General features: G+C 56.5%; 24 protein-coding genes and 1 pseudogene. 14 read left to right on the plus strand and 11 right to left on the minus strand.

Annotated elements, in window-relative coordinates; all coding sequences use genetic code 11:
• Window positions 1–124 precede the first annotated feature (124 nt).
• Window positions 125–1,309 carry a NupC/NupG family nucleoside CNT transporter gene (locus ABLV66_RS15885; RefSeq protein ID WP_213797467.1) on the plus strand — a complete coding sequence of 395 codons (1,185 nt, stop codon included), beginning with the start codon at window positions 125–127 and terminating at the stop codon, window positions 1,307–1,309.
• Between the two features lie 33 nt (window positions 1,310–1,342).
• Here the strand turns inward: ABLV66_RS15885 and ABLV66_RS15890 are convergent, their stop codons facing one another.
• Complete coding sequence (locus tag ABLV66_RS15890) at window positions 1,343–1,777, minus strand: DUF3574 domain-containing protein (protein ID WP_063447263.1); 435 nt, start codon at window positions 1,775–1,777, stop codon at window positions 1,343–1,345.
• A gap of 241 nt (window positions 1,778–2,018) precedes the next feature.
• Between ABLV66_RS15890 and ABLV66_RS15895 the strand changes: the two genes are divergently transcribed.
• The gene (locus ABLV66_RS15895; protein ID WP_072251571.1) at window positions 2,019–3,107 is read left to right on the plus strand and encodes an AI-2E family transporter; all 1,089 of its coding nucleotides are present in this window, start codon (window positions 2,019–2,021) and stop codon (window positions 3,105–3,107) included.
• A 96-nt stretch (window positions 3,108–3,203) separates the two neighbouring features.
• Here the strand turns inward: ABLV66_RS15895 and putP are convergent, their stop codons facing one another.
• Window positions 3,204–4,712 (minus strand): sodium/proline symporter PutP, encoded by a 1,509-nt coding sequence (putP, locus tag ABLV66_RS15900; RefSeq protein ID WP_045365591.1) that lies wholly within the window; start codon window positions 4,710–4,712, stop codon window positions 3,204–3,206.
• Window positions 4,713–5,134: 422 nt separating this feature from the next.
• On the opposite strand from putP, the gene putA reads away from it, so the two are divergent.
• Window positions 5,135–9,097 carry a trifunctional transcriptional regulator/proline dehydrogenase/L-glutamate gamma-semialdehyde dehydrogenase gene (gene putA / locus ABLV66_RS15905; RefSeq protein WP_047050552.1) on the plus strand — a complete coding sequence of 1,321 codons (3,963 nt, stop codon included), beginning with the start codon at window positions 5,135–5,137 and terminating at the stop codon, window positions 9,095–9,097.
• Window positions 9,098–9,263: 166 nt separating this feature from the next.
• Complete coding sequence (locus tag ABLV66_RS15910; RefSeq protein WP_045396958.1) at window positions 9,264–9,659, plus strand: lysozyme inhibitor LprI family protein; 396 nt, start codon at window positions 9,264–9,266, stop codon at window positions 9,657–9,659.
• On the opposite strand, the gene rutR is transcribed toward ABLV66_RS15910, so the two are convergent.
• On the minus strand, window positions 9,656–10,294 hold the full coding sequence (rutR, locus tag ABLV66_RS15915) for an HTH-type transcriptional regulator RutR (protein WP_045396960.1): 639 nt from the start codon (window positions 10,292–10,294) through the stop codon (window positions 9,656–9,658). The two genes, ABLV66_RS15910 and rutR, sit on opposite strands and share 4 nt — an antisense overlap.
• A gap of 284 nt (window positions 10,295–10,578) precedes the next feature.
• On the opposite strand from rutR, the gene rutA reads away from it, so the two are divergent.
• Genes rutA through rutG form a run of 7 tightly spaced genes read left to right on the plus strand, consistent with a single transcriptional unit; the run spans window position 10,579 to window position 16,001 of the window.
• A complete protein-coding gene (gene rutA, locus ABLV66_RS15920; protein ID WP_047066431.1) occupies window positions 10,579–11,670 on the plus strand; it encodes a pyrimidine utilization protein A in 1,092 nt (363 codons plus the stop codon).
• Window positions 11,670–12,380 (plus strand): pyrimidine utilization protein B, encoded by a 711-nt coding sequence (rutB, locus tag ABLV66_RS15925; protein ID WP_047078735.1) that lies wholly within the window; start codon window positions 11,670–11,672, stop codon window positions 12,378–12,380. The genes rutA and rutB overlap by 1 nt, the downstream gene beginning before the upstream one ends.
• Window positions 12,373–12,765 (plus strand): pyrimidine utilization protein C, encoded by a 393-nt coding sequence (gene rutC / locus ABLV66_RS15930; RefSeq protein WP_063414588.1) that lies wholly within the window; start codon window positions 12,373–12,375, stop codon window positions 12,763–12,765. Before rutB ends, rutC begins: the two co-directional genes overlap by 8 nt.
• Window positions 12,762–13,565: a pyrimidine utilization protein D gene (gene rutD / locus ABLV66_RS15935; RefSeq protein ID WP_348876174.1), complete on the plus strand. Its 804-nt coding sequence runs from the start codon at window positions 12,762–12,764 to the stop codon at window positions 13,563–13,565. The genes rutC and rutD overlap by 4 nt, the downstream gene beginning before the upstream one ends.
• The gene (locus ABLV66_RS15940; protein WP_045396972.1) at window positions 13,562–14,152 is read left to right on the plus strand and encodes a malonic semialdehyde reductase; all 591 of its coding nucleotides are present in this window, start codon (window positions 13,562–13,564) and stop codon (window positions 14,150–14,152) included. Before rutD ends, ABLV66_RS15940 begins: the two co-directional genes overlap by 4 nt.
• 10 nt (window positions 14,153–14,162) lie before the next feature.
• Window positions 14,163–14,657 (plus strand): NADH-dependent FMN reductase RutF, encoded by a 495-nt coding sequence (gene rutF, locus ABLV66_RS15945; RefSeq protein ID WP_348876175.1) that lies wholly within the window; start codon window positions 14,163–14,165, stop codon window positions 14,655–14,657.
• A 21-nt stretch (window positions 14,658–14,678) separates the two neighbouring features.
• The gene (rutG, locus tag ABLV66_RS15950; RefSeq protein WP_348876176.1) at window positions 14,679–16,001 is read left to right on the plus strand and encodes a pyrimidine utilization transport protein G; all 1,323 of its coding nucleotides are present in this window, start codon (window positions 14,679–14,681) and stop codon (window positions 15,999–16,001) included.
• 44 nt (window positions 16,002–16,045) lie between these two features.
• Here the strand turns inward: rutG and ABLV66_RS15955 are convergent, their stop codons facing one another.
• Window positions 16,046–16,972, minus strand: a complete 927-nt coding sequence (locus tag ABLV66_RS15955) for a DMT family transporter (RefSeq protein WP_045396980.1) — start codon at window positions 16,970–16,972, stop codon at window positions 16,046–16,048.
• 157 nt (window positions 16,973–17,129) lie between these two features.
• Window positions 17,130–17,303: a con-10 family general stress protein gene (locus ABLV66_RS15960; protein ID WP_015367250.1), complete on the minus strand. Its 174-nt coding sequence runs from the start codon at window positions 17,301–17,303 to the stop codon at window positions 17,130–17,132.
• Between the two features lie 391 nt (window positions 17,304–17,694).
• On the opposite strand from ABLV66_RS15960, the gene wrbA reads away from it, so the two are divergent.
• Together wrbA and ABLV66_RS15970 are read left to right on the plus strand one after the other, a co-directional pair.
• Entirely contained in the window at window positions 17,695–18,291 is a 597-nt protein-coding gene (wrbA, locus tag ABLV66_RS15965; protein WP_015367251.1) for an NAD(P)H:quinone oxidoreductase, read from the plus strand.
• Between the two features lie 20 nt (window positions 18,292–18,311).
• Window positions 18,312–18,539: a YccJ family protein gene (locus ABLV66_RS15970; RefSeq protein ID WP_015367252.1), complete on the plus strand. Its 228-nt coding sequence runs from the start codon at window positions 18,312–18,314 to the stop codon at window positions 18,537–18,539.
• Window positions 18,540–18,605: 66 nt separating this feature from the next.
• Here ABLV66_RS15970 and agp read toward each other — a convergent pair whose 3' ends face one another.
• Together agp and ABLV66_RS15980 are read right to left on the minus strand one after the other, a co-directional pair.
• Window positions 18,606–19,853, minus strand: coding sequence for a bifunctional glucose-1-phosphatase/inositol phosphatase (agp, locus tag ABLV66_RS15975; protein WP_348876177.1), 1,248 nt, complete (start codon window positions 19,851–19,853; stop codon window positions 18,606–18,608).
• Window positions 19,854–20,473: 620 nt separating this feature from the next.
• A complete protein-coding gene (locus ABLV66_RS15980; protein WP_045396984.1) occupies window positions 20,474–20,698 on the minus strand; it encodes a hypothetical protein in 225 nt (74 codons plus the stop codon).
• Between the two features lie 266 nt (window positions 20,699–20,964).
• Here ABLV66_RS15980 and ABLV66_RS15985 point away from each other — a divergent pair, with 266 nt between their 5' ends.
• Complete coding sequence (locus tag ABLV66_RS15985; RefSeq protein WP_072251592.1) at window positions 20,965–21,087, plus strand: small membrane protein; 123 nt, start codon at window positions 20,965–20,967, stop codon at window positions 21,085–21,087.
• A gap of 141 nt (window positions 21,088–21,228) precedes the next feature.
• On the opposite strand, the gene ABLV66_RS15990 is transcribed toward ABLV66_RS15985, so the two are convergent.
• The 4 genes and pseudogenes from ABLV66_RS15990 to ABLV66_RS16005 all read right to left on the minus strand — a co-directional run bounded on the left by ABLV66_RS15990 (window position 21,229) and on the right by ABLV66_RS16005 (window position 24,079).
• Window positions 21,229–21,642, minus strand: a complete 414-nt coding sequence (locus ABLV66_RS15990; protein ID WP_348876178.1) for a hypothetical protein — start codon at window positions 21,640–21,642, stop codon at window positions 21,229–21,231.
• A 55-nt stretch (window positions 21,643–21,697) separates the two neighbouring features.
• A pseudogene (locus ABLV66_RS15995) lies at window positions 21,698–21,943 on the minus strand (T6SS immunity protein Tli3 family protein); the annotation flags it as partial.
• Window positions 21,944–21,952: 9 nt separating this feature from the next.
• The gene (locus ABLV66_RS16000) at window positions 21,953–22,222 is read right to left on the minus strand and encodes a hypothetical protein (protein WP_047078730.1); all 270 of its coding nucleotides are present in this window, start codon (window positions 22,220–22,222) and stop codon (window positions 21,953–21,955) included.
• A 465-nt stretch (window positions 22,223–22,687) separates the two neighbouring features.
• Window positions 22,688–24,079 carry an APC family permease gene (locus tag ABLV66_RS16005; protein WP_015367261.1) on the minus strand — a complete coding sequence of 464 codons (1,392 nt, stop codon included), beginning with the start codon at window positions 24,077–24,079 and terminating at the stop codon, window positions 22,688–22,690.
• Between the last annotated feature and the right edge of the window lie 36 nt (window positions 24,080–24,115).

Below are 24,115 nucleotides of genomic sequence, written 5' to 3' on the forward strand. Positions count from 1 at the left end.
TACAAAAATATTTCACCAGCTAAGCATTAAAATGGCAAATAGCATGATTTTTTATGTCGCATATTTACCGGACCGTAGCGCTGTGGCTAAATGGCGGTCCTGATTTATCTGCGAAATAAATAACATGACTCAAATTTTGCACTTCCTGCTGGCGCTGGCGGTTATTCTCGCCCTCGCCTGGCTTGCCAGCTATGACCGTCAAAAAATCCGCATTCGCTACATTCTGCAGTTAATTATTATTGAAATCGCCCTGGCTTTCTTTTTCCTTCACGCCGAAAGCGGGTTATGGGTAGTGAAAAATATTTCAGGCTTTTTTGCTTCGTTACTCGGGTTCGCCGCTGAAGGGTCCAACTTCGTATTTGGCGGGATGGGTGAAAAAGGGCTGGCCTTTATTTTCCTCGGCGTACTGTGTCCAATCGTCTTTATTTCCGCGCTGATAGGTATTCTGCAACACTGGCGTATTCTGCCGATCTTTATTCGTCTGATCGGCACCCTGCTGTCGAAGGTGAACGGCATGGGCAAGCTGGAATCATTCAATGCCGTCAGCTCGCTGATCCTCGGCCAGTCGGAAAACTTTATTGCTTACAAAGGCGTACTCGGGGACCTCTCTCCGCGTCGCCTGTTCACGATGGCGGCGACCGCCATGTCAACGGTATCGCTGTCGATCGTCGGCGCCTATATGACCATGCTTGATGCGAAATACGTGGTGGCGGCGTTGATTCTTAATATGTTCAGCACCTTTATTGTGCTGTCGATTATTAACCCTACGCGCCCCGGCAGCGAAGCTGAAATAAAGCTTGAAAAGATGCATGAATCGCAGAGTTTCTTTGAAATGCTGGGCGAATATATCCTGGCGGGCTTTAAGGTGGCGATGATTATTCTGGCGATGCTAATCGGCTTTATCGCCCTGATTAGCGCCGTTAATGCGTTATTTGCGACCGTTTTCGGCCTAAGCTTCCAGCAAATCCTCGGTTACGTCTTTTATCCGCTGGCGTGGCTGGTGGGTATTCCATTAAGCGACGCGCTAAATGCCGGGAGTATTATGGCCACCAAGCTGGTCGCTAACGAATTCGTGGCGATGATCGAGCTGCAGAAAATTGCCGCCAGCATGACGCCGCGCGGGCTAGGGATCCTTTCCGTGTTTCTCGTCTCGTTCGCCAACTTCGCCTCCATTGGCATCATTGCCGGGGCGATTAAAGGGCTTAACGAGCAACAGGGCAACACCGTTTCCCGCTTCGGCCTGCGTCTGGTCTATGGCGCGACGCTGGTTAGCCTGCTGTCCGCCAGTTTTGCCGGGCTGGTGCTGTAACTCGTCGGGCGGGGGCTCTCCCCGCCCTGTTCGTCAGAAATGTACGCACACCGGCTGATCAACGCGCATAACGGACTCCTGGGCGAATCGCGTCTTATACGTATTACGCAGCGCTTCAATCCCCTGCTCACTTTTCGCATCATTGCTGTGAATCAGCATCAGCGCCTTGCTGGACTCGCGGGCCACTGCGCCATTGTTACCTAACCACTGGCCGCGGGCATCAAAAACCGTCAGGCCATCGCGAAAACGCGGCGTCACATCGCGGTCGACAAACTGCTGCCACTCCTGGGCGGTAATATCTTTCCCCGCTGGCCGGCTAAGGCCGAAATAAAGGGTGGTTTGCACCATCGCGTTGTCCGCCGGACAGGCGTTATTATCAACGCGCGCGGCGCTTTTCTCGGATGGCGCCACGCATCCTGTCAACAGTGCGGCAACGATCAGCGCCGCGGCGGCCTGGGGTAATTTCATTTGCTATCCTCATTGTTTTTTGTACCCAGATATCAGCGTATTTTCAGTGAATTAGCAAGAGAGGCGCGAACATTACTCTCTGGCGATACGGCGTATTTTCTTTTGTTCTACACTGATAAACACAGCCTGGGCGAAATTCTTTTTTAAATTATTTCCTGCGTTTTTTATTTCAAAGACTTCTCTATAGTTGAGCGTTTTTAACTGGCCTGGCGGCCGCGTAAAATAACAACTGGAATAATTCATGATAGAAAATAATGAGTTAGCTAATATTGAGAAAAGAATTGTCACCCGCTTTCTCGATATGTTTATTAAGTTCGGCTTGATACTGGCGCTGGCCTCCTTCTGCTTTACCGTCTTCTCGCCGTTCCTGAACATGATGCTATGGGCGCTGATCCTGGCCGTCACCCTCTACCCTTTACATCAACACATCGCGCGACGTATCGGCGGGCGACAGGGGCTGGCATCAACCATATTGGTATTATTCGGCCTGCTGATTATCGTCATCCCGACCATTTTCATGGTGACCTCGCTTGGCGAAAGCGCCGGTAGCCTGATTGATAAGGTCAGCGGCAGCGATCTCACGCTGCCGCCGCCATCGGCCAACGTCGCCTCTATTCCCCTCGTCGGCGGTAAGCTGTATGCGTTCTGGCTGAAGGCCTCGGCGGACCTGCCGGCGGTACTGAGCAGTTATCACACGCAAATTGGCGAGGCGGCGAAACTGGTGCTCGGCGTGCTGGCAAGTATGGGCGGCGGGCTGCTGGGCTTTGTCCTCTCCTTTATTGTCGCTGGCGCCATCATGACCTGGGGCGCGGCAGGCGCCAACAGCGCTAAACGTATCGCCGTTCGTATCACCGATGAAACTAAAGGTGTTGCCCTGAGCCGTCTGTGCACCGGCACCATTCGCGCCGTCGCGCAGGGGGTGATCGGCGTGGCGCTGATTCAGGCCTTGCTGACGGGAATTATCATTGCGTTGGCGGGGATCCCGGCCGCCGGCATCTTCTTCGTGCTGGCGCTGGTGCTCGGTATCGCGCAAATCCCGGTGATACTGGTCACCGCCCCGGCGATTGCCATTATGTGGATGACCGGCGACCACGGCACCGCGGTGAATATCGTGTTTACCGTCCTGCTGATTGTCGCCGGGATGGTCGATAACGTCCTCAAACCGCTTATGCTGGGCCGCGGCGTAGACGCGCCGATGCCGATCGTTCTGCTCGGCGCGTTGGGCGGCATGGCCACCGATGGCATTCTCGGGATGTTTATTGGTGCCACTCTGCTCTCTATCGGGTATCTGATCTTCATGAACTGGGTAAACGAAGGCGCGGCGAAGTAACCGCCTGACCGCCAGCAGCTCTCCGCCGGGCCGTACAGGCGGCAAAAAAAACGGCTCCCTGATGGGAGCCGTTGCGGTTTCTGGTGCTCGCTACTTTTATTCAGCGGTAGCGCGTACCGGCGGCGCAGAATGGTAATGCGCGTCCGCTTCGGCAAAACGCTGCTGCATGGCCGCCGATGGCGCTTTGCCAAGCAGGCTGAAGACCACAATCCCGATACTGCCGAACAGGAAGCCAGGGATGATTTCATACAGTCCCAGCCAGCCGAACTGTTTCCAGACGATAACCGTAACCGCGCCAATAATCATCCCGGCAAGCGCGCCGTTACGAGTCATACGCGACCACATCACCGAGAACAGCACCACCGGGCCAAATGCGGCGCCGAAGCCTGCCCATGCGTAGCTGACCAGACCCAGTACGCGGTTTTCCGGGTTAGCGGCCAGCGCAATCGCAATCAGCGCTACCACCAGCACCATGAAGCGGCCGATCCAGACCAACTCTTTCTGACCGGCGTTTTTACGCAGGAAGGCTTTATACAGATCTTCGGTAATCGCGCTGGAGCAGACCAGCAGCTGGCAGCTCAGGGTCGACATGACCGCCGCCAGAATGGCCGACAGCAGGATCCCGGCAATCCACGGGTTAAACAGGATTTGCGCCAGTTCGATAAATACCCGTTCGGCGTTCTGATTAACCGCGCCCGCCAGGCTCGGGTTGTTATTAAAGTAGGCGATACCGAAGAAACCGACCGATACCGCGCCCGCCAGACAGAGGATCATCCAGGTCATACTAATACGACGCGCATGAACAATGCTGTGGTGAGAATCCGCCGCCATAAAGCGCGCCAGAATATGCGGCTGGCCGAAATAACCGAGACCCCAACCCATCAGCGAAATAATCGCCACGAAGTTCAGTCCCTTGAGCATGTCGATATTTTCGATGCTTTTTTGCTTAATCACTTCCAGCGAATCGCCGAAACCGCCGACCGAGATAATCACCATCACCGGCGTCAAAATCAGCGCGAAGATCATCAGGCTGGCCTGCACGGTATCGGTCCAGCTTACCGCCAGGAAACCGCCCACGAAGGTATAGATGATTGTCGCGGCGGCACCGGCCCACAGCGCGGTTTCATAGCTCATACCGAAGGTGCTTTCGAACAGACGCGCGCCGGCAACAATCCCGGAAGCACAATAAATAGTGAAGAACAGTAAGATAACCAGCGCGGAGATAATACGCAGCACGCGGCTTTTATCTTCGAAGCGGCCGGTAAAATAGTCCGGCAGCGTCAGGGCGTTGTTGTTGACTTCGGTATGCACGCGCAGGCGCCCGGCCACCAGTTTCCAGTTAATCCACGCCCCCAGGGTCAGGCCGATGGCGATCCAGCTTTCGGAAATCCCGGAGAGAAAAATCGCCCCCGGTAACCCCATCAGCAGCCAGCCGCTCATATCTGATGCACCGGCAGAGAGCGCGGTCACAAATGGCCCAAGACTGCGGCCGCCGAGAATATAATCGTCAAAGTTCTTGGTTGAGCGCCAGGCAATAAAACCTATCAGTACCATGCCAAAAATATAAACAATAAACGTCACCAACATGGGTGTGCTAATAGCCATGCAAATCTCCAGAATTTATTTCGACAACGTCCAACTTTGTCGTTTTATCCACTACCGGAACGGGGTAATGGCGTATTGGTTGTATTGGGCGAGCGTATCCTGACGGATGCGTCGGTATTTCACAAACGATTTAACACAGCATTTACACGAAAGTTGTCTCAGGAAAAATAGCAATTTTCTATAGGTTGCACTCCCTCACGTTTTTACGGGTTGCACCTGAAAAAACTGTTAAGCAACGCAGATAAATACGTTATTTGAATGAGGCTATTTATTGGAAAATCTTATCAAGGCTATTAACAATTCATTCATTTCTCAGCTTGCTAGCCAGGTCACAATTAACAAGGTTGCACAAAGTTGCAACATAGGTGATATTTCTACGCAACCAATAAAAGGGCATTACATAGCTAACAGGAGTTCCCGCAATGGGCACCACCACCATGGGTGTAAAACTTGACGACGCCACGCGCGAACGCATTAAGTCCGCCGCGAGCCGTATTGACCGCACGCCGCACTGGCTGATTAAGCAAGCTATCTTCAACTATCTGGAAAAGCTGGAAAACGACGAGACGCTACCGGAACTGCCGGCGCTCCTTTCCGGCGCCGCCAATGAAAGCGATGAAGCAGGCGCTCCGGCGGACGAGCCGTATCAGCCGTTCCTGGAGTTCGCCGAACAAATTCTACCGCAATCGGTCAGCCGCGCGGCGATCACTGCGGCCTGGCGACGCCCGGAAACCGATGCGGTACCGATGTTGCTGGAGCAGGCCCGTCTGCCGCAGCCGTTAGGCGAACAGGCGCACAAGCTGGCCTACCAGCTGGCGGAAAAGCTACGCAACCAGAAAACCGCCAGCGGCCGCGCTGGCATGGTGCAGAGCCTGCTGCAGGAGTTCTCGCTTTCCTCGCAGGAAGGCGTGGCGCTGATGTGCCTGGCCGAAGCGCTGCTGCGCATTCCGGATAAAGCCACCCGCGATGCGCTAATCCGCGACAAAATCAGCAACGGCAACTGGCAATCGCATATCGGCCGCAGCCCGTCGCTGTTCGTTAACGCCGCCACCTGGGGGCTGTTGTTTACCGGGAAACTGGTGTCGACCCATAACGAGACCAGCCTCTCCCGCTCGCTGAACCGCATTATTGGCAAGAGCGGCGAACCGCTGATCCGCAAAGGCGTGGATATGGCGATGCGCCTGATGGGCGAGCAGTTCGTCACCGGGGAAACCATCGCCGAAGCGCTGGCCAACGCCCGCAAGCTGGAAGAGAAAGGGTTCCGTTACTCCTACGATATGCTCGGCGAAGCCGCGCTGACCGCCGCCGATGCGCAGGCCTATATGGTCTCTTATCAGCAGGCGATCCACGCCATCGGTAAAGCCTCCAACGGCCGCGGCATTTATGAAGGTCCGGGTATCTCGATTAAACTCTCCGCGCTGCACCCGCGCTACAGCCGCGCGCAGTATGACCGGGTCATGGAAGAGCTCTATCCGCGCCTTAAATCGCTGACGCTGCTGGCGCGCCAGTACGACATCGGCATTAACATCGATGCCGAAGAGGCCGACCGCCTGGAGATCTCCCTCGACCTGCTGGAAAAACTATGCTTCGAACCGGAGCTGGCCGGCTGGAACGGTATCGGCTTTGTTATTCAGGCCTATCAGAAACGCTGCCCGTTTGTGATTGATTCGCTGATCGACATGGCGACCCGCAGCCGCCGTCGCCTGATGATTCGCCTGGTGAAAGGCGCCTATTGGGATAGCGAAATCAAACGCGCGCAGATGGAAGGCCTCGAAGGCTATCCGGTTTATACCCGTAAGGTCTACACCGACGTTTCGTATCTCGCCTGCGCCAAAAAGCTGCTGGCGGTACCGAACCTGATTTATCCGCAGTTTGCCACCCATAACGCCCATACGCTGGCGGCTATCTACCAGCTGGCGGGGCAAAATTACTACCCTGGCCAGTACGAGTTCCAGTGCCTGCACGGCATGGGCGAACCGCTGTATGAGCAGGTCGTGGGCAAAGTCGCCGACGGCAAACTAAACCGTCCGTGTCGTATCTACGCGCCGGTCGGTACCCATGAAACGCTGCTGGCGTATCTGGTGCGTCGTCTACTGGAAAACGGCGCCAATACCTCCTTCGTTAACCGTATCGCGGATAATACCCTGCCGCTGGACGAACTGGTGGCCGATCCGGTCAGCGCGGTCGAAAAACTGGCGCAGCAGGAAGGTCAGGCCGGTCTGCCGCATCCGAAAATTCCGCTGCCGCGCGATCTCTACGGTAACGGCCGCAGCAACTCCGCCGGTCTGGATCTGGCTAACGAACATCGTCTGGCCTCCCTCTCCTCTTCGTTGCTTAACAGCGCGCTGCACAAATGGCAGGCGCTACCGATGCTGGAGCAGCCGGTGGCCGAAGGCGAGATGCAGCCGGTCATTAACCCGGCGGAACCGAAAGATATCGTCGGCTACGTCCGCGAAGCCAGCGATGCCGAAGTGCAGCAGGCGCTGACCAGCGCTATCAATAACGCGCCAATCTGGTTCGCCACCCCGCCGCAGGAACGCGCCGCCATTCTTGAGCGCGCCGCCGTACTGATGGAAAGCCAGATGCCGACCCTGATGGGGATCCTGGTGCGCGAAGCTGGCAAAACCTTCAGCAACGCCATTGCTGAAGTGCGCGAAGCCGTCGACTTCCTGCACTATTATGCCGGTCAGGTGCGTGACGATTTCGATAATGAAACCCACCGCCCGTTAGGCCCGGTCGTCTGTATCAGCCCGTGGAACTTCCCGCTGGCGATCTTCACCGGCCAGATTGCCGCGGCGTTGGCGGCAGGCAACAGCGTGCTGGCCAAACCGGCCGAACAGACGCCGCTTATCGCCGCGCAAGGCGTAGCGATTCTGCTGGAAGCCGGCGTACCGCCGGGCGTGATTCAACTGCTGCCGGGCCGCGGGGAAACCGTCGGCGCCGCGCTAACCTCAGACGAACGCGTTCGCGGCGTAATGTTTACCGGTTCGACCGAAGTAGCGACGCTGCTGCAGCGCAACATCGCTAACCGCCTTGATGCGCAGGGCCGTCCGACACCGCTTATCGCGGAAACCGGCGGCATGAACGCGATGATCGTCGACTCGTCGGCGCTCACCGAGCAGGTGGTGATTGACGTACTGGCCTCGGCTTTCGACAGCGCCGGCCAGCGCTGTTCCGCCCTGCGCGTGCTGTGCCTGCAGGAAGAAGTCGCCGACCATACGTTAACCATGCTGCGCGGCGCGATGAGCGAATGCCGGATGGGTAATCCGGGTCGCCTGACCACCGATATCGGCCCTGTAATCGACGCGGAAGCCAAAGAGAATATCGAACGCCATATTCAGGCGCTGCGCGCGAAAGGCCGCAATGTCTTCCAGGCGGTACGTGAAAATAGCGAAGATGCCCGCGAGTGGAATCATGGTACTTTCGTGGCGCCGACGCTTATCGAACTCGAGAGCTTCGACGAACTGAAAAAAGAGGTCTTCGGCCCGGTTCTGCACGTGGTGCGCTATAACCGTAACGAACTGGATAAGCTGGTTGAGCAGATTAACGCCTCCGGCTACGGCTTGACCCTCGGCGTGCATACCCGTATCGACGAGACCATTGCGCAGGTCACCGGCAGCGCGAAAGTCGGCAACCTGTACGTCAACCGCAATATGGTTGGCGCGGTGGTCGGCGTACAGCCGTTCGGCGGCGAAGGGTTATCGGGCACCGGCCCGAAAGCCGGCGGCCCGCTGTACCTGTATCGTCTGCTGTCCAGTCGCCCGCAGGGCGCGGTCGGCGTCACTTTCGCCCGCCAGGATGCGGAGCGTCCGCTGGACGCCCAGTTGAAAACGCTGCTGGAAAAACCGCTGCAGGCGCTGCAGCAGTGGGCGGCTGGCCGTCCTGAACTGCAGGCGCTGTGTCAGCAATACAGCGAGTTGGCGCAAAGCGGCACCCAACGCCTGCTGCCAGGGCCAACCGGCGAGCGCAATACCCTGACGCTGATGCCGCGCGAGCGCGTATTGTGCGTGGCGGATAACGAGCAGGATGCGCTGATTCAGCTGGCGGCGGCGATGGCGGTTGGTTGTGAAGTGCTGTGGCCGGATAGCGCCCTGCAGCGCGAACTGGCGAAGAAACTGCCGCGTGAGGTCAGCGAGCGGATTCATTTTGCGAAAGCGGATCAGTTGACCAGTCAGGCCTTCGACGCGGTCATTTATCATGGTGATTCCGATCAGCTGCGCGAGCTGTGTGAGCAGGTGGCGGCGCGCGACGGGGCAATTGTATCGGTGCAGGGCTTTGCCCGCGGCGAAACCAATCTGCTGCTGGAGCGCCTGTATATCGAGCGTTCATTGAGCGTCAACACCGCCGCGGCAGGCGGTAACGCCAGCCTGATGACCATCGGCTAAAACGGGCTCCCCGGTGGCGCTACGCTTACCGGGGCTACATAACCCCGCCAAAGGGTAGCCCGGCCGCCATCCGGGAAATCTACGGCGTGTTCAACTAATGACAGCCGACGTTAGCTGTGCTTAATTAAGGCTCCCGGACGGGAGCTTTTTTTATGGGAGTAGAACGATGAAACGCACTTTAATTGCCGTGGCTGCCCTATTAGCCAGCGGCGCGGCGTGGGCGGATGACTGCAGCAACGCCAACACGCAAACCGAAATGAACCAGTGCGCCGCGGCACAATATCAGGCGGCCGATAAAAAGCTGAATGAGACCTGGGAGCAGGCGCTGAAACGCGCCTCCGGCAAACAGCTTGAATTGCTGAAAAAAGCCCAGCAGGCGTGGATTTCCCTGCGTGACGCCGACTGCGCGTTTCTCGCTTCCGGCGCGGAAGGCGGCAGTATGCAACCGATGCTGATAAGCCAGTGCATGACCGATAAGAGCGTCGAGCGCGAAGCCTTCCTCGCCTCGCTGCTTCAGTGCGAAGACGGCGACCAAAACTGCCCGCTGCCGCCAGCTAATTAACGTACGCGGATCCCTTCGATAATCATCCGCTGCACGTTATCCACGGTTTGCTGGAAAAACTGCTCATCCTGTAGCGTTGCGCCGGTTACCGCCTCCACCTGAGTGGCGAAATCGGCGTAATGCTGCGTCGTCGCCCAGATCATAAAGATAAGGTGCTGCGGATCGACCGCCGCCAGCTTGCCGCTATCAATCCATGACGAGATTATCGCCGACTTTTCATCTATCAACGCCTTCAGATCGCCGGTCAGTTCGCCCATGAGCAGCGGCGCCCCCTGTAGCATCTCCAGACAGAACAGTCTGGAGGCCTGAGGATGATCGCGCGATACTTCAAGCTTAAGGCGAATATATTCGCGGATCGCCACCAGCGGGCTGATATCTTCGCGAAATGCCCGCAGCGGCGCCAGCCAGATGGCGAGGATCCGCTGCAGCACGGCAACGTACAGCGCCTCTTTTGACGGGTAGTAATAGAGTAAATTGGTTTTCGATACCCCGGCCAGTTCAGCGACCTGCTCCAACCGCGTACCGTGAATGCCGAACTGCGAGAAGGTCTCCAGCGCAGCGGCCAGAATGGCCTCTTTTTTGGCGCTCACCGCCTGTGAACGCTTGCCGGTTTTTTTCACGGCGCCCTGTGCCATACGTCTTCTCCTTCAGTAGTCGTCTTCAGCATAGCAAAAGCCCCTCGCCGACACGACCCTGCGCACTCCGATCGCGCATGACTGCCGTTTTTTCGTGCACTGATTTTGACCATTCGGTCCACATTTTCATCATCAAATCCGGCAACCATTACACAACATATTAATAACAAAACCTTTTTTAAAACTGGCATTACCTTTGCTTTATTTCCACTGCGAGGTGGTTCGGGGAGAGGCAGGATGCCGCACCGCGCGATTTCATCTTCCATGACGACAGAGAGGTAGTTATGAAAATCGGTGTTTTCGTTCCCATTGGTAATAACGGCTGGTTAATTTCCACGCATGCGCCGCAGTATATGCCGTCCTTCGAACTGAATAAGGCGATTGTGCAGAAGGCCGAGCGCTACCATTTCGACTTCGCGCTCTCCATGATCAAACTGCGCGGCTTTGGAGGAAAAACGGAATTCTGGGATCATAACCTGGAATCGTTCACCCTGATGGCCGGTCTGGCGGCGGTGACGTCGAAGATAGAGATTTATGCCACCGCCGCGACGCTGACGCTCCCTCCGGCCATCGTCGCCCGCATGGCGTCCACTATCGACTCTATCTCCGGCGGACGTTTTGGCGTGAATCTGGTGACCGGCTGGCAAAAACCGGAATATGACCAGATGGGGATCTGGCCCGGCGATGAATACTTCGCCAGTCGCTATGACTACCTGACTGAATACGTTACGGTTCTGCGCGACCTGTGGGGCACCGGGCGCAGCGATTTTAAAGGTGATTACTTCACCATGAACGACTGCCGGGTCAGCCCGCGGCCCTCGCAGCCGATGAAGGTTATCTGCGCCGGGCAAAGCGACGCCGGCATGGCGTTCTCCGCCCAACACGCCGACTACAACTTTTGCTTTGGCAAAGGGGTTAATACCCCCGCCGCCTTCGCGCCCACCGCCGCACGGATGATGCAGGCGGCGGAAAAAACCGGCCGCGACGTTGGTTCCTACGTGCTGTTTATGGTGATCGCCGACGAAACTGACGAAGCGGCCCGCGCTAAATGGGAACACTACAAGGCCGGCGCGGATGAAGAGGCGCTGGCTTGGCTGACCGAACAGAGCCAGAAAGATACCCGCTCCGGCAGCGATACCAACGTCCGCCAGATGGCCGACCCCACCTCCGCGGTCAACATCAATATGGGCACCCTCGTCGGCTCTTATGCCAACGTTGCCCGTATGCTCGATGAGGTGGCGGCGGTCCCCGGTACCGACGGCGTACTGCTGACCTTCGATGATTTCCTGCTGGGCATTGACGCCTTCGGCGAACGTATTCAGCCGCTGATGCGCTGCCGTGACCATATTGCTCCCATTACCCGCGAGGTGGCCTGATGATTACCCTTCCCGCTCGCCCGGAATCGCTGACCTTCGCGCCCCAGCACAGCGCGCTGATCGTGGTCGATATGCAAAACGCCTATGCAAGCCAGGGCGGATATCTGGATCTCGCCGGTTTTGACGTCTCCGCCACCCGGCCGGTTATCGATAATATTAATCTCGCGGTGGCCGCCGCCCGCGCCGCCGGCATGTTAATTATCTGGTTCCAGAATGGCTGGGACGAACAGTATGTGGAAGCCGGCGGCCCCGGCTCGCCGAATTACCATAAATCCAACGCGCTGAAGACCATGCGCCAACGCCCGGAACTGCAGGGCAAGCTGCTGGCAAAAGGCGGTTGGGATTATCAACTGGTTGACGAATTGCGGCCGCAGGAGGGCGATATCGTCCTGCCGAAACCGCGCTACAGCGGTTTCTTCAATACCCCGCTCGACAGCATTTTACGCAGCCGCGGTATTCGCCACCTGGTGTTCACCGGCATCGCCACCAACGTCTGCGTCGAATCGACGCTGCGCGATGGCTTCTTCCTCGAATACTTCGGCGTGGTGCTGGAGGATGCCACCCATCAGGCAGGCCCCGCCTTCGCGCAACAGGCGGCGTTGTTCAACATTGAAACCTTTTTCGGCTGGGTCAGCGATGTCGGCAGCTTCTGTCGCGCCATAGAACCCGCCGCCCCGCTCGCTTTTTGCGAGGAGAAACGCTATGCCTAAACAGGTGATTATTCCCCCCGGCACCGCTACGCCGATTGCCCCCTTTGTTCCTGGGACGCTCGCCGACGGGGTGGTGTATGTCTCCGGCACTCTGCCGTTTGATAAGCAAAACAATGTGCTCTACCCCGGCGACCCAAAGGCGCAAACCCGTCACGTGCTGGAGACCATCAAATGCGTTATCGAAACGGCGGGGGGCAGTATGGCGGATGTGACCTTCAACAGTATCTTTATTACCGACTGGCAAAATTACGTCGCGATTAACGAGGTCTACGCCGAGTTTTTCCCCGGTGATAAACCGGCGCGTTTCTGTATTCAGTGCGGGCTGGTGAAACCCGATGCGCTGGTGGAAATTGCCAGCGTCGCCCATATCGGTACTCCAACATGATGAGGCTCAATATTGCCCCGCCGCCGTGGCCCGGCGCGCCGGTGGTGGTGCTGAGCGCCGGGCTTGGCGGCGCTGGCGCGTACTGGCTGGCGCAGCGGGCGGCGCTGGAACAGCATTATCAACTGGTGCTCTATGACCATAACGGTACCGGGGAGAATCGCGGCCCGTTGGCGGAAAATTACAGTATGGCGACCATGGCGCAGGAGCTTTTCCTCGCTCTGCAAACGGCCGGTCTCACGCGCTTCGCGCTGGTGGGCCACGCGCTGGGGGCGCTGATTGGCCTGCAGCTGGCGCTCGACTATCCACGCGCGGTCAGCGCCCTGGTGCTGGTCAACGGCTGGCTGACGCTGTCGCCGCATACCCGCCGCTGCTTTCAGGTCCGCGAACGCCTGCTGCATGCCGGCGGCGTTCAGGCGTGGGTCGAGGCTCAACCGCTGTTTCTCTATCCGGCAGAGTGGATGGCAGCCCGCCTGCCGCGTCTCGAAGCGGAAGACGCGTTGGCCATTAGCCATTTCCAGGGCAAGGAGAATCTATTGAAACGGCTGCAGGCCCTGAAACAGGCGGATTTTTCGCGCCGCGCGGCGGCTATCGCCTGCCCGACGCTCATCATCAGCGCCGCCGACGACCTGCTGGTCCCCGCCTCCTGCTCGCGAATGCTGCAGGCGGCGATACCCGGTAGCCGACTCGTGGAAATGGCCTGGGGCGGCCATGCCTGCAACGTTACCGACAGCGACACTTTTAACCCTATTTTACGCGACGGCCTGACGACCCTGCTGCCGGTCGCCGAGGAGAATATATGAGCGAAGCATTAAGCCAAAAGGCTTGCGAAACCCTATTCACCCGTGCCCGGACCTACAATGGCTGGCGGGATCACGCGGTTAGTGACCAGCAACTGCGGGCAATTTACGACCTGATGAAAATGGGGCCGACCTCGGCCAACTGTTCACCGGCGCGAATCGTTTTTGTGCGCAGCGCCGAGGGCAAAGCGAAACTCCGCCCAACGCTCTCCAGCGGCAATGTGGAAAAAACCATGCAGGCGCCGGTCACCGCCATCGTGGCCTGGGATAGCGCGTTTTACGACCGCCTGCCCGCGCTGTTTCCCCACGGCGACGCCCGGAGCTGGTTTACTTCCAGCCCGCAGCTGGCTGAGGAAACCGCCTTTCGCAACAGCTCGCTGCAGGCGGCGTATCTGATTTTCGCCTGCCGCTCGCTGGGCCTCGACACCGGCCCGATGTCGGGGTTCGAGCGCGAGAAAGTCGATGCGGCGTTTTTCGCCGACAGCGGCTGGAAAAGCAATCTGCTGGTGAATATTGGCTATGGCGACCCCGGCAAACTGTACGACCGACTGCCGCGCCTGACCTTTGATGAAGCCTGCCTGCTGGCATAAGGAGACGATAATGAACCTAGCGGATCAACACAGTTTTCGCGACGCCATGGCCCACGTCGGCGCGGCGGTGAACATTATCACCACCGAAGGACCTGCCGGGCGCGCCGGTTTTACCGCCAGCGCGGTCTGCAGCGTAACGGACACCCCGCCTACGCTGCTGGTGTGCCTCAACCGTTCGGCCTCGGTCTGGCCGATATTCAGCGAGCATCAGACCCTTTGCGTCAATACCCTCGCGGCAGGGCAGGAGGAATTATCGACTATCTTTGGCGGCAAAACCCCGATGGCGGAACGTTTCGCCGCCGCCGTCTGGCAAACAGGCGCGACCGGCTGCCCGCGGCTGAAAGAGGCGTTGGTCAGTTTCGACTGCCGCATCGACCAGCGGCTGCAGGTCGGCACCCATGACATTCTGTTTTGCCAGGTCGTGGCTATCACACGCCAACAGGAACCGCGCGGTCTGATGTGGTTTGACCGCGGCTACCACACGCTTATGCGGCCCGTTTGTTAACCTCTCACCCGGGATATCATCATGGCACTCTTCAGTTTTCCTCGCTGGCAGTTAACCTCCCCCGCCGCGGATGCCGGCGTTGTCGCCCCGGATGAACGTTTATCCGCCGCACAAACGCTGATCATGGGCGTGCAGCACGCCGTGGCGATGTTTGGCGCGACCGTATTAATGCCTTTATTGATGGGGCTTGATCCAAACCTGGCTATCCTGATGTCGGGAGTGGGCACTCTGCTGTTCTTCGTCGTCACCGGCGGTCGGGTACCGAGCTATCTTGGATCCAGCGCCGCCTTCGTCGGCGTGGTCATCACCGTTACCGGCTTTACCGGTCAGGGGTTGAATCCTCATCTCAGCGTCGCCCTCGGCGGCATCATCGCCTGCGGGCTGCTCTATACCCTGATTGGGCTGGTGGTGATGAAAATCGGCACCGGCTGGATAGAGCGTCTGATGCCGCCCGCGGTAACCGGCGCGGTGGTGATGGCGATCGGTCTTAACCTGGCGCCGATTTCCGTGCACAGCGTTTCCGCCAACGCCTTCGACAGCTGGATGGCGATGCTGACGGTGCTTTGTATCGGCGCCGTCGCGGTATTTACCCGAGGACTGCTGCAGCGTCTGCTGATCCTGGTGGGGCTCATTATCGCCTGTGCGCTCTATGCGCTGCTGGCCAATGGATTCGGTCTTGGCAAACCGCTGGATTTTGCCCCTGTCGCTCAGGCGGCATGGTTTGGGCTTCCGCACTTTACTTCGCCCACCTTTGACAGCCAGGCGATGCTGCTGATAGCGCCAGTGGCCATCATTCTGGTGGCGGAAAACCTGGGGCATTTGAAGGCCGTCGCGGGAATGACCGGACGCAATCTGGATCCCTGGATGGGGCGCGCGTTTGTCGGCGATGGGCTAGCGACCATGCTTTCCGGCGCCTGCGGCGGTAGCGGCGTCACCACCTATGCAGAGAACATCGGCGTTATGGCGGTGACCAAAGTCTATTCAACGCTGGTGTTTGTCGCCGCGGCGCTGATCGCCATCCTGCTCGGTTTTTCACCCAAGTTCGGCGCCCTGATTCATACGATTCCAGGCCCGGTCATTGGCGGCGCGTCAATCGTGGTTTTTGGTTTGATTGCGGTCACCGGGGCGAGGATATGGGTGCAGAATCGGGTCGATCTCAGCCAGAATGCGAATTTAATCATGGTGGCGGTGACGCTGGTTCTGGGCGCAGGCGATTTTACCTTGTCGCTGGGGGGCTTCCGCCTGGGCGGGATTGGGACGGCGACTTTCGGCGCTATTGCGCTGCATGCGTTGCTTAACCGCCGCCAGCATCAGGAAAAGGTGGCGAAAGCCACTACGATATAACCAGGGATGGGTTCGCCCCGGCGGTGCGGCTGCCGGGGCGAAAATTAGGGCTCGTGCCGATCCGCAAGCTCTGGTGCTTCCTCCGCCGCGATCTGCGACCGTGATTTTTTCTTCCACTTCAGCTCGCTGACCAGTACCCCGGCGAGAATAAACAGACAGCCCACCAGCGCCAGCAGCGGCAAACGCTCGCCGGCGATACGACCAAACACGCCCGCCCAAACCGGCTCGCCGGTGTAAATCAGCGTCGCCCGCGTTGGCGATACGCTACGCTGCGCCCAGTTCATGGTGACCTGAATAATGGCGCTGAAAATCCCCAACCCCAGCGCGACGGCCAGCAGTTCCGGGCGCATCGGCGGGATAGACTCCCCTGCCGGGCCCATCGCGGCAAAAGCCACCAGCGAAGCGGTCGCCAACTGTACCACCGTCACCCGGCGCACATCGACCTGACGCGCCCACGCGCTGATTAAAATGATTTCGGCAGCGATAGCCACGGCGCTTGCCAGGGTAATCATTTCGCCAATTCCCAACGCCAGCAGATTATTTTCCGGCCCCGCCAGCAGGATCAGCCCGATAAACGCCAGCACGATGCCCACGCAGGACATGACGCCGGGCATGCGCCCCAGACACAGCCACTGCAACAGCGGTACCAGCGGTACATACATGGCGGTAATAAACGCCGATTTACTGCTGGAGATGGACTGTAAGCCCCAGGTTTGCAGGCTGTAACCGAGCGCAATCGCCACGCCGATCGCGACACCGGCCTTAACCTCAAGCCAGGTCAGGCCGCGTAGCGTACGCAGCGACAGTAGCGCCACCGCCAGCGCGGCGGTGGCGAAGCGCAGGCCGACGAAGAAAAACGGCCCGCTAAAGCTCACGGCGTATTGTACGGCAAGAAAGGTTCCGCCCCAGAACATGGTGATCACAATCAGGATCAGTTCCTGCGGCGTTATTGAGAGTTTGAGCGAAGACATGCGGCGACCAATAGCAAAAAATAGCTAACCAGTTTCGCAGGCGCTTCAGGCCGAAAGCAACACCCATTGACAAAAAAACCGCCGACATACGTCGGCGGCGAGGGTGATGCGGCAGGGTCGGGGGAGATTAACACCGCATCATTAAAGACAGTCCCGGCTAGCTATTGCGATTGCCGTGACTATTTTTACCCCCTTTTTTGCCAGCTTCCGAGGCGCGTTGAGGATCGTTTTTAAAGTTCCCCCCGCTGTGCTGGCCACCTTTACGACCTGCTTCTGATGCTCTGGCACGATCTTCGGCAAAGTTGCCGGAACCGCCACGATGGTTTGCCATTACTGACCTCCATTGGATTTGACATCATATTGCATTAGGTGAGTTCAGGGCCTAAGCCCCCGCGGCATATGGCATGGCCATTATGCATCGCGTGCTTATAAGCGTAGTAAATGAAACTCATTCCCTGGGCAAATAGTCACATTCCGCAACATTTAATCGCCAAAACCAGACGCCAGCCGCGAGCGCAACCGCTAAGCATTTCTTCTCTCAGCTGAAATTAGCCCTGCGCAAAATGTATCTATTTGCTACGAGATACGTTGCAAATTAATCTTTGCCATTTTGTTATAAATCAAACAAATGTTTGTTGGATTTGCACTCTGCGCCACAGGCCTTATCTTTATAGATAGCCAGTCGTTTGGCTGGACAATTACGCAACCGAGGAGTGATGCAAATGGCTAAAATTCTGGTGCTTTATTATTCCATGTATGGACACATCGAAACCATGGCCCATGCCGTTGCCGAAGGGGCAAATAAAGTTGACGGCGTTGAGGTGGTTGTGAAGCGCGTGCCGGAAACTATGCAGGCTGAAGCGTTTGCCAAAGCAGGCGGGAAAACACAAAATGCGCCCGTCGCCACACCGCAGGAACTGGCGGAGTATGATGCCATCATCTTTGGTACCCCTACCCGTTTCGGCAATATGTCGGGACAAATGCGCACCTTCCTGGATCAGACCGGCGGTCTGTGGGCGTCTGGCGCGCTGTATGGCAAAGTCGCCAGTGTCTTCAGTTCAACCGGTACCGGCGGCGGCCAGGAGCAGACAATTACCTCAACCTGGACTACCCTTGCCCATCATGGGATGATCATTGTGCCGATTGGCTACGGCGCGCAGGAGCTGTTTGATGTCTCCCAGGTGCGCGGCGGCACGCCATATGGCGCAACCACCATCGCAGGCGGCGACGGCTCCCGTCAACCAAGCCAGGAAGAGCTGGCTATCGCCCGCTATCAGGGTGAACACGTCGCCAATGTGGCTGTGAAATTACACGGCTAACCTTCAACAGGAGGAGTTGCATGCCGAACCAAGAAGCGAAGGCCCACCACGTGGGCGAATGGGCAAGCTTACGTAATACCTCTTTGGAAATCGCCGAAGCCATTTTCGAACTCGCGAATTACGATGAAAAGCTGGCGGAGAAAATTTGGGAAGAAGGCAGCGATGAGGTGCTGTCGCGAGCTTTCGCCAAAACCGACAAAGACAGCCTCTTCTGGGGCGAACAGACCATCGAACGTAAAAACGTCTGATAGCTCAATTACGCGGGCATTGCGCCCGCGCTAATTCTTCACCCGGATTGCTCCGGGTTTTTTGTTTTATTTTGCCGCCTCGTTCATGACCTTTTTGAACGTCTCCAGCGGGCAGAATCCCTGATCATCTACCGGACAACCGTTAAGCGCCAGCGTGACCCGCTGCGGCGGGGATTGCAGGCTCAAGGCATCCGCGTTGCGCAGCTGTTCAGTGCTTTGATAGACATACTCAATTTTCATTAAATCGCGATTGCTGCCGCTATCGTGCCAGCGCTGGAACAGCAACTTGCCGCCGATGGGCGTGCGCTCATACTGACCAGGTAACTGATAAGGTTTAAAGTCCAGCGCCTTCAGCAGCGAAGCGATGTTGGAATCATGCCCGACCAGCAGCGTTACTTTCGCCTTACCGGCGCCATCGCCCACCAGCGCATTATCGATATATTTGACCAGCGGCTTAGCGACGTTGCGCGCCACTTCCGCGGAAGTAAACAGGCTGTCCTGATAGCCATTTTTCAGCTTCGACAACACCTGCCACTGCTTATCGCTGGCAATTTCGCCCCACGCCACCTGATCCTTCGGAAAACCTTCGTAGTACTGCAGGGTGAAGGCGTCGACCAGCGAGTTGCCGACCTTCAGCGGCCCGGAGACGCCCGGCTCCTGCTGATATTTGGCGCTAAAGGTATCTTTACCGTCGCTAAGCGAGCAGACATGCTTTTCTTTACAGGATGGCGAATTGCGATAGTCGGTCATCTCTTCCAGCAGCTTGTAGCTCTCAGCGAGCTGCATCCCCTGACGCTCTTTCTCCATCGCCTGCACCGCTTTTCGCGCGAATTCGGCTGAATTATCGGTAATGACCGGATTGAAAGTAGGATCCATGGTTCCCATCTGCGGCTGATGATGCACAGGCACCCCGCAGCCCGGGAAAGCGCCGGTGATAAAGAACTGCGCGGTTGCAACGGTGCGCTGCAGGCTATTGGCGTAGGCGTAAACCGCATTTTCCGGCGGGCACTCGCCGCTGGTCACCAGCTTCTGCTGCGCCAGCCACTCACGCATATAGTGACCCATGTAGACTTCCAGCACGCCGCCTTTGGTGGTCAACTGACCGCCTGGTACATCCCACTGCGGCCAGGATTTCGGCGTCGACTGCTCAAGTACGCTGCCATTATTGGCCAGCGGCGCGCGCAGGTTATGGCGGCTCATGATCAGCACCTGTTGCAGCTGATAGCCCTCTGGCGCAACGGCGTCCTGCGCCTGCACGCCGGCGGATAACAATACGGCCCCGGCCACCGCGGCGGCGAGTAGACTTTTTTTCATCCCTTCATCCTCAGTCATTTATTATCATCGCCATCATTGTGACGGATTTATGGCATTTTTGCGGGCAATGGCTCGCAAACTGAGGCGTCGGTCGCTTTTTTAACACTTCAGAGATGGCCGGGAGCGGCAGATTCAGGACCGTAGATACTGTTATCGGTTTACAACTTTTTAGCTTGAGAAAAGCGTTTATCTCGTGTCGCTCCAGAGTATATCGCGCTCCCGGTTAATTTTTCTGCCATATGTTTTCCGCGGCGCAGGGAGCGCACAGAGGGCGGCTAATCGCTGCCAGTTTTTTTTCCCGGAGGCGGCGCGTTGCGCCTTCTCCGGGCTACCAAATCGCCCAGCGCTGTAGCCCCGGTAAGCGGCAGCGCCACCGGGGGTTTTGGGATCACCAGCACCAGTAGTGTCAGCCAGCGTGGTGAAGAAATTAACGGCAGGCCGCACGGACCGTAGATCGGGTAAAGCGTTAGCCGCACCCGACAAAAAACGGCACCGCCGGTCGCCCGGATAAAGCGCAAACCATAACCCGGGAGTACCTCAGTTGGTATGAACTTAACCGCTACCAAAGGCATAAAACAGAGTCAGGATGAGTGTCGCAGAGGGAGTGGCGAAAGCGGCGTCTATTCCGGTAATGGCACCGCCGCCAACGTACAAATCGCTTCATGTTCGCCGCCCCGGCGATCGACCATAACCACTTTATCCCCGGCTTTTTTACCTTCGCAGGGTTTTAACACCTGCTCGACAATTCGTTCGCGAACCTGTTGGCTTTCCGACTGCGCCCAACTGGCAAAAGCCGTCAGCATAAGCGCCGAAGCAAGCAGGCCGGCGAGACTTTTTTTAAACATGCATTACTCTCAGAAAATTCTCATTCAACGATTAGCGTAACAGCCGCAGCCCCGTTCGTCTGTAAATTGACTTAACGGAGTGTTACATCCAACGCCAGGACGCCCACAGAGCGTCATAAACCCATTAACACCATCAATACTTTAACATAACGAGCCATGCCGGATGCCTTTGGCACTTTTAGGTCATCTTTCGGAAACATCCCGATGATATCGTCTTCGTGAGGCGTTATTTTTTCTTCTGTTTAAACAACTCATTAGGTTAATTTATGTCGGGTTTTGTGCTCTTTATCGTGGCGATTGCTCTGCTGGGAGTCGCCGTTTACAGTCTGGTGTCCTATATCAAAGAACGCCGCGCCGCTCAGTTGCCAACCGATAAAAAAAAGAAATAATTTCACTTTGCCAATCTTTACACCCGGGCTGCGTATTAACAGGGACAGGAGCCGATCTCACGGTCGGCTTCTTCCCGTAAATACAATAAAATTCAGCTCAATACCCCATATGTTGATATGCCTTATTGACGGCTAAAACAGTCAATGACACACCGGCGCCAAAAGCAATAATGGGTATTTATCCACTCTGGGCAATCCTGTATACCACAGTGTTTTAGGCGCAGTAACGGACTTAACCTCCAGATAGACTGGGATCTTTTCTTCTACATCAGCAATGACGGATATCGGCTGGTAAAGATATACCGGCTTTTCGCCTACTGCTCTGACATAGTGATTAGTGAACGAAAACGCACAGGCGCTTTCCATACTTTTTGAATCACTGTCTTCTTCATGCATATCGACAGTAATGACGATTCGGTTAATGACGTTGTCATCGGGCGCAGCGATCCATTTACCTACAATGCCGTATTCAGGACACTCGGTAAGGTATTCCACTTCACAGGCGTTGGCGTTAGGGATGTTCAGGTGCTCCAGAACCCTCCTCAATTCATCCACACAGAAGTTATCTCCCCCACGTAACCAGACGATAAATTCAGTTCCGCGGTAATGTATAGCGATCAGAAGGGTGGATAAATTTTTTGGTAAAAATTCGGTAGAACTGACTTACCGGTTCGGTATGAATCCCCCTCAGCGTATCCGTGTACCAGAGTTCGCCCTCACAGTCCCAACCTTTCAGCTCCAGATAACGGTGGTCATCGAAACGATAAATAACCTGCGTCGGCGGTTGTTGCGCCTGACATCCAACGACCATAAGCATGGCCGCCAGAACGGTCCCTGATGTGTATCTCTGCTTCATAAATATTCCCTAAATATCGAGAGCTGACCGTTGGTTTCCTATATCCAGTTCCCTGTCACTTTTGGGTTTCGGCATCTCCCACTGCAGGTTTGCCACTTCCTGATTACCGGCAGCCAGATCGCGGGATGGCCTCGCCCTGGTCGCATTGTTAAATTCGTTTAACACTCCAAACTTGCCCGTGGGTAAAACTTCATTCGGTTTGTTCATAAAGAATTTGGTTACAGCTGCAGGCAATTTACCGGAACGATAATATTCAATTGCCTGTTGGTTCAAACTCAAAGGATCTCGCCAGTCTGCACGATGCAGTAGATCTTCCCAGAACTTACCAGCTTTATAGTCAAATACACGGCTTACTGAGCGTCTCTTCGCCTATAAAAGAATACACATCGGCAGCCATATTTTTGCTTCGCGGAAAGTAAAGCAAATAACGGTTTAACGTATCCTGTAATTGAATTATTTTCGTTTGTTCTGTCACAACCAAATATCCTTTTGATAAAACAGGGTCACTCAAAAATAATACGCCCGGCAACACAAAATTAAAATATAAGTTTATTATTCCATAATATATAATATTACCAGCCCATTACATTCAGAGCGGAAATAAAAAACATTCATTTAAAGCCGACAAAAAAACAAAAAATGGGGTAAAGCAGATATACAAGTCATTAAAAAGGGCTCCATGATAAACATGGAGCCCTTATTCGACATCAGGCTTGCCTGCCTTGTTGTCATAGTAACGGCGAATTACGACTCCCAGGCCTGCTCCGCTTTCGTCGCGTCAAACTGCGGCGGCGGTTTACGGAAACGGCGGGTCAGGTAGGTCAGATAAAGCAATCCCAGCGCGGCCCACACCAGACCCAACGTCAGCGAGGTCGCCTCAAGGTTCAACCACAGTACCCCCACGGTCAGCGCGCCGACCATCGGCAACAGCAGGTAGTGGAAGCGGTCTTTCCAGGTTTTGTTATACCCCTTACGCCGCCAGAAGTGGTTGTATACCGAGAGATTAACGAAGGTAAAAGCCACCAGCGCGCCGAAGTTGATAAGCGCCGTCGCGGTCACCAGGTCGAAGAACAGCGCCGACAGCGCGACGATGCCCACCATAATCACGTTCAGCGCCGGGGTACGCCATTTCGGATGCACATAGCCGAAAATGCGCTCCGGGAAGACGTTATCGCGGCCCATCACGTACAGCAAGCGCGACACGCTGGCGTGCGACGCCAGGCCCGATGCCAGGGTATTAACAAAAGTGGTGCACAGAAAAATCGACTGGAACAGCTTGCCGCCGACGTACAGCGCAATTTCCGGCAGCGCGGCGTCCGGATCTTTAAAACGATGGATATCCGGGAAGAACAACTGCATAAAGAACGAGGCGACGATAAAAATAATGCCGCCGTACATTGCGGTAAGGAAGATGGCCTTCGGGATCACCCGCGCGGCATTCGGGGTTTCTTCTGAAAGCGTGGTAACGGCGTCAAAGCCGAGGAACGAGAAGCAGACAATCGTCGCGCCGGTAATAATCGGGATCAAATGCGCATTCTCACTGATAAACGGCTGCAGCGACCAAACGGTACCAACGCCCTCGCCTTTATGCAGCCCTTGTACCACCAGAATCACAAACACCACCATGATGGAGATCTGCACCAGCACGAACAAGGTATTGAAGTTGGCCACCAGGTTGACGCTTTTCAGATTCGCCGCGGTCAGAATGGCGACAAAGGTCACCACCCACACCCACGGCGGCACTTCCGGAAACAGCGCGGAGAGGTAGATCTTCGCCAGCAGGACGTTAATCATCGGCAGGAACAGGTAGTCCAGCAGTGAGGACCAGCCGACCATAAAACCGATATGCGGGCTAATTGATTTTTGCGCATAGGTGTAGGCCGAACCCGCTTCCGGGAACTGGCGCACCAGCTTGCCGTAGCTGATGGCGGTGAATAGCACCCCAGCCAGCGCCAGCAGATAAGAGGCTGGAACGTGGCCATTACTGATGCCGGAAACGATGCCGAAGGTATCAAACACCGTCATGGGGGTCAGATAAGCCAGCCCCATCATCACCACTTGCCACAGTTTGAGCGATTTACGCAGACGCGGTTTTCCCGCCTGAGCGGCGTTTTCTGCAGGAAGATTAGCAGCCATGACGCATTCCCCCCATGCCGACGACAGTTTGCGGGC

This window comes from Klebsiella sp. CN_Kp073 (genome assembly GCF_040065495.2).
Classification (GTDB): Bacteria; Pseudomonadota; Gammaproteobacteria; order Enterobacterales; family Enterobacteriaceae; genus Klebsiella; species Klebsiella aerogenes.